This is a genomic window from Novosphingobium rosa NBRC 15208, assembly GCF_001598555.1.
GTDB lineage: Bacteria > Pseudomonadota > Alphaproteobacteria > Sphingomonadales > Sphingomonadaceae > Novosphingobium > Novosphingobium rosa.
The window spans coordinates 22,313-32,217 of record NZ_BCZE01000080.1; the positions used below are offsets into that span (position 1 = coordinate 22,313).

Here is a 9,905-nt window from a genome sequence, read left to right on the forward strand (position 1 = left end):
GGGCTTGATCCTGTTCAGACGATGTCGAGGGTAACGGTGTGCAAGGTTTCGCTATTGGACCCGACCATGATGTCGAAGCGGCCGGGCTCGACGCGCTCGACCATGTTCAGATCCCAGAGCGAGAAGGCATCGGGGCCGAGGGTGAAGCGCACCTCGCGGCTTTCGCCCGGCGCGAGGGTGACGCGCTCGAACCCTTTCAGTTCCTTGATGGGGCGGGTGACCGAAGCCACCTGATCGTGGACGTAGAGCTGCACCACTTCGTCGCCCGCGCGTGTGCCCGTGTTGCGCACCGTGGTGCTGACCACCACCTGCCCTGCCGTGCCGATCTGCGGCGCGGAAAGGCGCGGCTGGCCGATCTCGAAGCTGGTGTAGGAAAGGCCGAAGCCGAAGGGGAACAGCGGCGAAATATCCTCGAAGACATAGCCGCGCCGGGCGCTGGGCTTGCGGTTGTAGAAGATGGGAATCTGCCCCGCATTGCGCGCCACCGTCACGGGCAGCTTGGCGCCGGGATTGACCGCGCCGAACAGCACATCGGCCATGGCCGTGCCACCCTCCTGCCCGGGATACCAGCATTCCAGCAGGGCATTCGCGCCCTCCGCCACGGCGGGATAGCTGGGCGGGCGGCCGTTGATCGCGCAGACCACCACAGGTTTTCCGGTGGCCTTCAGCGCGGCGAACAGATCGTTCTGCTCGCCCACCAGATCGAGGCTGGTGCGGTCGCCCAGATGGTTTTTGGCGAAACCCTCGCGGCTGGTCTGCTCGGTGTCGCCGATGGCCAGCAGGATGATGTCCGACTTCTGCGCCAGCGCCACGGCTTCCGCGATCAGGGCGCGGTTGCGGGCGGGATCAGCCAGCAGCACCTCGTCGCTGGAGCGGTCCTCGCTCCGGGTGATGAACACACCCTGCGCGAAGTCCACCTGTGCCTTGCCCGCCAGATGCGCCTTCACACCCTCCAGCAGAGACACCGTTTGGCGCGGCGTGCTGCTGTAGCCGCCCAGACGCGCCACAGCAGCATTGGGCCCGATCGCCGCGACACGCTTGTGAGCCCCGGGCGCCAGCGGCAGCAGGCCATCGTTCTTCAGAAGCACGATCGAGCGCTGCGCCGCCTTCAGCGCCAGAGCGCGCGCCTGCGCATTGCCGGTGATCCGGTCGAAATCCCTGTCGGCAAAAGGGTTCTCGAAAAGACCGGCGCGAAATTTCAGGGTCAGCATGCGCGCGCAGGCCGTGTCCACCGCCGCTTGCGCAACCTTGCCGCTGCGGACCTGATCGACCAGCGTGCGGAAGGCCAGCCCATCGGGCAACTCGCAATCCACGCCCGCCGCCAGAGCATGGCGCGCCGCCGCCTCCAGATCAGCGGCCACATGATGGATCGTGTCCAGCTCCGGCACCGCGCCGTAATCGCTGATCACCGCGCCATCGAAGCCCCATTCGCCGCGCAGCACATCCGTCAACAACCAGCGGTTCTGGTGGCTGGGCACGCCATCGATCTCATTGTAGCTGGGCATCACCGCGCCGATGCCGGTGCGCTTCACCACAGCGCGGAAGGGCGGCAGGAAGTTCTCGCGCAATTCGCGCTGCGAGATCGGCGCGGGGGCGATGTTGTCGCCGCTCTGGGGCTGGCCGTGGCCGGTCATGTGTTTCAGCGTGGCGAAGACCTTGCCGGGGGGCAGCTCACGCCCCTCGCCCTGCAGGCCCAGCACGGCGGCAACGCCCATTTCCCCGCAGAGATAGGGATCCTCGCCATAGGTTTCCTCGATGCGGCCCCAGCGCGGATCGCGCGCGATGTCCACCACCGGCGAGAGCGCCAGATGGACGCCGCGCGCCCGCACTTCCCGCGCGATCACCGACTGGACCTCGCGCATCAGATCGCGGTCGAAGCTGCCGGCAAGGCCGATGGCCATGGGGAACATGGTGGCGTCGGTCGCCATGTAACCATGCAGCGCTTCCTCATGGAATAGCACCGGGATCCCGAGGCGCGTTTCATTCTTCGCCCAGGTCTGCACGGCGTTGATAAAGCGCACCGTATCGGCAGGCGTACGCCAGCGCGCGCCCACACCGCCCGCCTGCGTGGAGCCATTCAAGGCCCCGCGCCGGTCCGAAGGCCGCGTGATCTGGCCAAAGCCAGCCGGATAGGCCGCGCTGGCCTTTTTGGGCGAGAAGGTCAGATCGTCCATCACCTGAGCCTTGGTGGCCCAGAGCGCGATGATCTGGCCGACCTTCTCCTCCAGCGTCATGCGCGACAGCAGATCGCGCACGCGCAGATCGACGGGCGCGGCGGCATCCTTGTAGAGCGGCTTCGTGGCTGCCGCCCCGGCGCGGCTGGCCACCAGCATCGCGCTGCTCGCCAACAACCCGCCCAGAAGCTGCCGCCGGATCATGGCGCCACCGTCAGCGTGGTGGTTTTCAGATCGACCGAATTGTCACCGGTCATGATCTCGAAATCGCCGGGCTCCACGACGCGCTGCATCTGGTCGTTCCACATCTGCAGGGCCTCGGGCCCGATGTTGAAGGTCACGGTGCGCATCTCGCCGGGTTTCAGCGTGATGCGCTCAAAGCCCTTCAGCTCCTTGATGGGCCGGGTGACCGAACTGACCTTGTCGCGGATGTAGAGCTGCACCACCTCATCGCCCAGCCGCGCTCCGGTGTTGCGCACATCGACCGAGACCGTGGTCTGCCCCGCCTTGCCGATGGTGGCCGCCGAAAGACGCGGCGCGGACAGATCAAAGGTCGTGTAGCTGAGGCCGAAACCGAAAGGATAGAGCGGCGCCGTAGTATCGAACAGATAGCCGCGCCGCGCGCTGGGCTTGGCGTTGTAAAACACCGGCAGCTGCCCCACAGAGCGCGGGACCGTGACGGGCAGATGGCCGCCGGGATTGACATCGCCGAACAGCACATCGGCCACGGCATTGCCCCCCTGCTCGCCCAGATACCAGCCCTCAAGGATGGCATCGGCCTGCTCCGACACCTTCACCGTCGAGGCCGGGCGGCCATTGATCAGCACCACGGTGATCGGCTTGCCCAGCGCCTTCAGGGCATCGAACAGTTCCTGCTGCTCGCCCACCAGATCGAGGCTGGGGCGGTCGCCCAGATGGTTGTCGGCCCAGCCTTCGCGGCTCGATTGCTCGGTGTCGCCAAGGGTCAGCACGATGCGGTCCACGCCGCGCGCCGCCTCCACCGCTGCCGCGATCAGCTTGCGGTTTTTCGCAGGGTCGGATTTGGTGACCTTGTCGGCCCACCAATCGTCATCCTCGGTGATCTTCACGCCCTGCGCGAAGACGATCTTCGCCTTGTCGCCCACGCGGGCCCTGATGCCATCGAGGATCGAGACCTTATGCGCCGGCTGGCCGTAATAGCCGCCCAGACGCGCCACCGCCGCGCTCGGCCCGATGACGGCAATCGTGCCCTCGGGCTTGAGCGGCAGCATGCCATCGTTCTTGAGCAGGGTGATCGAGCGCTGCGCCGCCGTGCGCGCCAAAGCGATAGCCTGCGCATTGTTGGTTAGCTTTTCGGCAGCCTGCGCATCGGCATAGGGCTGTTCGAAGAGCCCGGCGCGGAATTTCAACTCCAGCATGTGGCGCACGGCCTTGTCCACCTGCGCCTCGCTGACGCGGCCCTCGCGTACCGCCTTGCCCAGCGTGCTGTAGGACAAGCCCTCGGGCAGATCGGCATCCACGCCCGCATCCAGCGCGCGCCTTGCAGCACCCTCCAGATCACCCGCGATATGATGGATGCTCATCAGCTGATCGACAGCGGAATAATCGCTGACCACCGCGCCCTTGAAGCCCCATTCGCCGCGCAGCACCTTCTCCAGCAGCCACTTGTTGGCATGGGAGGGCACGCCGTCGATCTCATTGTAGCTGGCCATCACCGCCTCGATGCCGGTGCGTTTCACCACCTGCTCGAAGGGTGGGAAGAAATTCTCGCGCAGTTCGCGCTCGGAAATCGGCGCCGGGCCGACATTGGTGCCGCTCTCGGGCTGGCCATGGCCGGTCAGATGCTTGAGCGTGGCGAAGACATGGCCCGGAGTCAGCTGCCGCGCATGGCCAGGCCCCTGCAGCCCTTCCACTGCCGCCACGCCCATTTCGCCAACGAGATAGGGGTCTTCGCCATAGGTTTCCTCGATGCGCCCCCAGCGCGGATCGCGGGCGATGTCCACCACCGGCGCCAGCACCTGAGACACGCCGCGCACCCGGATTTCCCTTGCAATCACGCCATTGACCGCGCGCAGCATCGCCGGATCCCAGGACGACGCCATGGCGATGGATTGCGGAAAGCTGGTGGCGCCGACAGCGGCATAGCCATGCAGCCCTTCCTCATGGAACAGGATGGGGATGCCCAGTCGCGTCTGGGTCGTCGCCCAATGCTGCAGGGCATTGACCAGCGCCACGGTCTGCGCCGGATTGCGCCCCGGCAGCACGCGCGGGCTGACCGACCCCTTGGCATCGGAGGGGCGGGTGAACTGCCCCAGACCGTTGGGATAATGCGCAGCCAGCTTGGCGGGATCGAGCTGCAGTTGCCCATCGAAAATTTCGGATTTGTTGTCCCAGACGGCGGTGATCTGGGCGATCTTTTCATCCAGCGTCATGCGCGCGATCAGATCGTCGACTCGCGCCTCGATGGGAGCGTTAGCATCCTTGTAGACCGCGCCCGCCGCAGCAACCTTCGCACTGGCCGCCAGAGCAATCGGCGCGCCCAGCGGAAGCGCCGAAAGGACCGAAACCATGGCCATCGCGGATGCCGCGCACAGCACGGACCCACGGTTCTGACAGGACTTGAACATGCTACCCCTCTCCAGCGGTATGGATGGCGCGCGATTTTTCTTGCCGCATCGCCTTTGATAGCGTTAACATCACTCAAACAGGACAGGCTTGTCAATGCCCATCGGCACCATGACAGCGAGAAGATTCGGGAGAGAAAGAATGTGGTCTCGGCTATGCTGCTGGCTGCTCGCCTGCGCCATTCTGACAGTCGCCCCTGCCGCAAGCGCGGAGGACGGCTATCAACTCTGGCTGCGCTATGCCCCCTTGCAGGGCGCGGCTTTGCAGAGCGCCGCAGCCCACGCCAAAGCCATCATGGTGCCCGCACAAGGCCCCAGCGCGCAAACAGCACAGGCCGAACTGCAGCGCGGCTTCGCCAGCCTGACCGGCAAGACACCGCAATCCACACAAAGCCTCACCGATGGCACGATCTGGCTGGCGACTCCGGCCTCCTCACCCACCCCGCTGCCGGTCTCGCCGAGCACTCTGGGCGAGGAAGGCTATGCGATTCGCACCATCCGGATGCAGGGCAAGACCGTCACGCTGATCGCCGCGAACCACGATATCGGCCTGCTGTACGGCGCCTTCCACCTGCTGCGGCTGGCCTCTTCCGAGGCTGACCTCGATCATCTGGACATCACCAGCACCCCGCGCATCAAGCTGCGCATGCTCAACCATTGGGACAATCTCGATGGCACGGTGGAGCGCGGCTATGCCGGCGCCTCGATCTGGGACTGGTGGCACCTGCCCGACTTCAAGGATCCGCGCTACACCGAGTACGCCCGCGCCAATGCCTCGATCGGCATCAACGGCACGGTGCTCAACAATGTGAACGCCAAAGCCGACAGCCTGACCGCCCCCTATATCGCCAAGGCCGCCGCGCTGGCCGACGTGTTCCGGCCCTATGGCATCAAGGTCTATCTCTCGGCCAAATGGAGCGCCCCCATCGAGATCGGCAGCCTGAAAACCGCCGACCCGCTGGACCCGCAGGTGGCGAAATGGTGGGCCGCCAAGGCCGATGAGATCTACGCCGCCATCCCCGATTTCGGCGGCTTTCTGGTCAAGGCCAACAGCGAGGGCCAGCCCGGTCCTCAGGACTATCACCGCACGCATGCCGATGGCGCCAACATGCTGGCCGCCGCGCTCAAACCCCATGGCGGCGTGGTGATCTGGCGCGCCTTCGTCTATGCGGCAGGCGCTCAGAAAGATCCGCGTCTGGATGATCGCGCCAAACAGGCCTATGACGATTTCAAGCCGCTCGACGGCAAGTTCGCCGACAATGTGCTGGTGCAGGTGAAGAACGGCGCCATCGATTTCCAGCCGCGCGAGCCCTTCCATCCGCTGTTCGGCGCCATGCCCAAGACGCCGTTGATGATGGAATTCCAGATCACCAAGGAATACATCGGTCAATCCACGCATCTCACCTATCTGGGGCCGCTTTTCGAGGAAACCCTGCGCGCCGACACCGGCACCGGGGGCACCGTGGCCGATGTGGTGGACGGCAAGCTGGATCATCACCGGCTGACCGGCATCGCGGGCATTGCCAACATCGGCACGGACCGCAACTGGTCGGGCTCCATCTTCAACCAGGCCGACTGGTATGCCTTCGGGCGCCTCGCCTGGGATCCGCAGCTCTCCGCGCAGCAGATCGCACAGGAATGGGCGGCTCAGACCTTCTCGCCCGATCCGCGCGTGGTGACACCCGTCGTCGCCATGATGGAAGGCTCGCGCGAGGCGGCGGTGGATTATATGACGCCGCTGGGCCTGGCCCATGTGATGGGCACCGGCCATCATTACGGCCCCGCGCCATGGATCGCCAATCTGGAGCGCCCGGAATGGAACCCGGTCTATTACCACCGCGCGGATGCCGAAGGCATCGGCTTTGACCGCACCGCCAAGGGCAGCAATGCCATTGCGCAATATGCTCCGCCCGTCGCCGCGCGTCTTTCGAAGCTGGAGACCACGCCGGAGAAGGAATGGCTGTGGTTCCACCATGTCGGCTGGGACCAGAAGCTGGCCTCGGGCGAGACGCTGTGGGATGGGCTGGTCCATCACTACGATCACGGCGTGGCCTATGTTGCTGGGATGCAGCAGACTTGGGAAACCCTGCGCCCGCTGATCGATGCGGAGCGCTTCACCCAGACGCAGACCTATCTGGCGATCCAGCACCGCGAGGCGCAATGGTGGCGCGATGCCAGCATCGCCTATTTCCAGTCGATCAGCCACCGCCCCCTGCCCGCCGGCGCCGCGGCTCCGGCTCATGGACTGGACTGGTACAAGGCGCTGCGCTTCCCCTATGCGCCGGGAAACCCCAAATAAGCCGTCATGTTAGCGAAAACATCGCGCCTTTGGTCTGGCCCATAACATTCAGCTGGCGGTTTACGGTGTTTTCGCTAACATTTTCCCAAAGGGCACACGATAGCCCCCTGATATCGCCACCAGATTGACCTTTGCATGGATCACAAAGACTCCCGCGCCCCCACGATCATCGATGTCGCCAGACAGGCGGGGGTCTCGCCGATGACCGTTTCGCGCGTGATCAACGGCAAACAGGCCGTGCGCCCGGCCACGCGCGAAGCCGTGCAGGCCGCCATCGATGCGCTGGGCTATGCTCCCAGCGCGGCGGCGCGGGCGCTGGCGGGCGGCGAGGAAATCCGCATCTGCCTGCTGTTTTCCAACCCCTCCACCTCCTTCCTCTCCGAGCTGCTGATGGGCAGTCTGGAGCAGGCCAGCCACCACAATGTGATGCTGGCGGTGGAGAAGCTGGCCGAACCGCTTTCGGTGGAAGCGGTGCTGGCGCATCTCAAGCATGCGCGGATCAACGGCATCATCCTGCCCCCGCCGCTCTGCGATTCCCCCGAGATGCTGGCCGCCCTGCGCGACGCCGGCATCCGCGCCGTCACGCTGGCGGCCAGCCATCGGCCCGATCATTTCTCCTCCATCAACATGGACGACCGGCTCGCCGCGCGGGAGATGACCCGCCATCTGGTCGCGCTGGGCCATCGCCGCATCGGCTTCGTGAAGGGAAATCCGGCCTACAATTCGGGCCAGCGCCGGTTCGAGGGTTATGTCGCCGCGCTGGCCGATGCCGGGCTGCCCCTCGATGAAACGCTGATCGCGCAGGGCCTGTTCAACTATCGCTCGGGGCTCGATGCCGCCGAGCATCTGCTCGATCTGCCCGAGCCGCCCACCGCCATCTTCGCCTGCAATGACGATATGGCCGCCGCCGCCGTGGCCATCGCCCACGGGCGCGGGCTGGATGTGCCGGGCGACCTCACCGTCTGCGGCTTCGACGACACGCCGCTGGCCACCACCATCTGGCCGGAGCTGACCACCGTTCACCAGCCGATCAGCGATATGGCCCGCGCCGCCGTCGACCTGCTGGTGCGCGACCTGCGCGGCCAGCGCGACGATGCGGCGGACGAACCTTCGCATGTGCTGCTCGATTTCAAGCTGGTGCGCCGCCAGTCCGATGCCGCCCCCCGCCGCCGCCCGCGTGGAAGGCCCAAAGCCTGAGGCGGGACGCCTGTATCTCCCAAACTTGCATTTCCCTCAACGCGAGGCTTTATGATCCCATGACCAAGCCCCGCTCCCGCAGCCAGCGCAACGCACCCACCATTGCCGATGTGGCGCGCGAAGCCGGCGTCTCCCCCATGACCGTCTCGCGCGTCATCAATGAGGGGAGCATGGTGCGCGCCAGCACGCGCGAAAAGGTCGAGGCGGCGATTGCGGCGCTCAATTACGCGCCCTCGGCGGCAGCGCGGCAATTGGCGGGCGGGGCCGATACGCGCATCGCGCTGGTCTATTCCAACCCTTCCTCGATGTATCTGTCCGAATTTCTGATGGGCAGTCTGGATCGCGCCAGCACCCTCAATGTCACGCTGACGGTCGAGCGCTTCGGCGAGGATGCCGATCTGGCCGATCTGCTCATGCGCATGCAGCGCGGGCGGGTCAATGGCGTGCTGCTGCCCCCGCCGCTGTGCGAAAACGAGGCGATGCTGGCCGCGCTGCGCAAGGAAGGGCTGGCGGTGGTCGCCGTGGCGGCGGGCGTGCCGCGCCCCGAGATCGCCTCAGTGGGCATCGACGATTTCCATGCCGCCGAAACCATGACCAGCCATCTGATCGCGCTGGGCCATCGCCGCATCGGCTTCATCAAGGGCAACCCCGATCAGAGCGCCAGCGAAAGGCGCTATGAAGGCTATCTCGCCGCGCTGGAGCAGGCGGGGATCGCGCCCGATCCCTCCATCGTGGCGCAGGGCTATTTCATCTATCGCTCAGGGCTGGATGCCGCTTCGGACATTCTCGACGCCGCGCTGCCGCCCACCGCCATCTTCGCCAGCAATGACGATATGGCCGCCGCCACCGTGGCCACGGCCCATGCGCGGCATCTGGATGTGCCGGGCGACCTCACCGTCTGCGGCTTCGACGATACGCCGATGGCCACCACGATCTGGCCGGAGCTGACCACCATCCGCCAGCCGATCAGCGATATGGCGCGCGCGGCCATGGATCTGCTGGCCAGCATGATCCGTAATCCGGACAGCGGCGCGGCCGTCCGCCATGACCAGCTGGATTACCAGCTGATCCGCCGCCAGTCAGACGCCAGCCCGGCGCGCAAGCGCAAGACGGCGTCTTGATGGCCGCCTGACAGGGAATACGGGGGCAGCCGTCAGCGCCGATGGATGGCGCACAGCTTGTTGCCATCCGGATCGCGCACATAGGCCAGATCGATCACGCCCATGTTGCTCTCCCTTGGCCCGGGCGCATCTTCGATCGAGGTGCCGCCATGCGCGATGGCCACGTCGTGGAAGGCCTGCACCTGCGCCAGCGAGTCGCACTGGAAACCGATGGTGCCGCCGTTCCCGGCTGACGCCTCTGAATCATTGATCGGCTGGCTGACGCAGAAGGTGCTGCCCGCGTGCCGATAAAACAGCCGCAGGTGTCCGCTGGGTGCTTCGTTCAGGATCGGGGCTCCCGCGCCCAGAACGCCAAGGACGGCGTCATAAAACCGCCGTGAACGCTCGATGTCGTTGGAGCCCACCATGACGTGATTGAGCATATTCGCACCCTCTTTTCCATAAATCTTATGGCGAAGGCTACAACGATCCGAGCCGCTTGGCCACTGGCGCGGCGGGCGATCACCAGACC

The 9,905-nt window shown here is 65.7% G+C and carries 6 protein-coding genes; 3 read left to right on the forward strand and 3 right to left on the reverse strand.

The window, feature by feature from the left end; genetic code table 11:
• Positions 1-14: 14 nt before the first annotated feature.
• Entirely contained in the window at positions 15-2,378 is a 2,364-nt protein-coding gene (locus SR3_RS24865; protein ID WP_068092128.1) for a glycoside hydrolase family 3 N-terminal domain-containing protein, read from the reverse strand.
• Complete coding sequence (locus SR3_RS24870; RefSeq protein WP_407668208.1) at positions 2,375-4,729, reverse strand: glycoside hydrolase family 3 N-terminal domain-containing protein; 2,355 nt, start codon at positions 4,727-4,729, stop codon at positions 2,375-2,377. Before SR3_RS24870 ends, SR3_RS24865 begins: the two co-directional genes overlap by 4 nt.
• 190 nt (positions 4,730-4,919) lie before the next feature.
• On the opposite strand from SR3_RS24870, the gene SR3_RS24875 reads away from it, so the two are divergent.
• The 3 genes from SR3_RS24875 to SR3_RS24885 all read left to right on the forward strand — a co-directional run bounded on the left by SR3_RS24875 (position 4,920) and on the right by SR3_RS24885 (position 9,394).
• On the forward strand, positions 4,920-7,076 hold the full coding sequence (locus tag SR3_RS24875; protein ID WP_068092133.1) for an alpha-glucuronidase family glycosyl hydrolase: 2,157 nt from the start codon (positions 4,920-4,922) through the stop codon (positions 7,074-7,076).
• 135 nt (positions 7,077-7,211) lie between these two features.
• Complete coding sequence (locus SR3_RS24880) at positions 7,212-8,273, forward strand: LacI family DNA-binding transcriptional regulator (RefSeq protein WP_068092136.1); 1,062 nt, start codon at positions 7,212-7,214, stop codon at positions 8,271-8,273.
• Between the two features lie 59 nt (positions 8,274-8,332).
• Positions 8,333-9,394, forward strand: a complete 1,062-nt coding sequence (locus SR3_RS24885; RefSeq protein ID WP_068092140.1) for a LacI family DNA-binding transcriptional regulator — start codon at positions 8,333-8,335, stop codon at positions 9,392-9,394.
• Between the two features lie 32 nt (positions 9,395-9,426).
• On the opposite strand, the gene SR3_RS24890 is transcribed toward SR3_RS24885, so the two are convergent.
• Positions 9,427-9,816, reverse strand: a complete 390-nt coding sequence (locus SR3_RS24890) for a VOC family protein (protein ID WP_068092148.1) — start codon at positions 9,814-9,816, stop codon at positions 9,427-9,429.
• Between the last annotated feature and the right edge of the window lie 89 nt (positions 9,817-9,905).

Bases quoted from the DNA above. Each gene is read 5' to 3' on its own strand.
- SR3_RS24865 (WP_068092128.1), bottom strand. From the start codon at position 2,378: ATGATCCGGCGGCAGCTTCTGGGCGGGTTGTTGGCGAGCAGCGCGATG.
- SR3_RS24870 (WP_407668208.1), bottom strand. From the start codon at position 4,729: ATGGCCATGGTTTCGGTCCTTTCGGCGCTTCCGCTGGGCGCGCCGATT.
- SR3_RS24875 (WP_068092133.1), top strand. From the start codon at position 4,920: ATGTGGTCTCGGCTATGCTGCTGGCTGCTCGCCTGCGCCATTCTGACA.
- SR3_RS24880 (WP_068092136.1), top strand. From the start codon at position 7,212: ATGGATCACAAAGACTCCCGCGCCCCCACGATCATCGATGTCGCCAGA.
- SR3_RS24885 (WP_068092140.1), top strand. From the start codon at position 8,333: ATGACCAAGCCCCGCTCCCGCAGCCAGCGCAACGCACCCACCATTGCC.
- SR3_RS24890 (WP_068092148.1), bottom strand. From the start codon at position 9,816: ATGCTCAATCACGTCATGGTGGGCTCCAACGACATCGAGCGTTCACGG.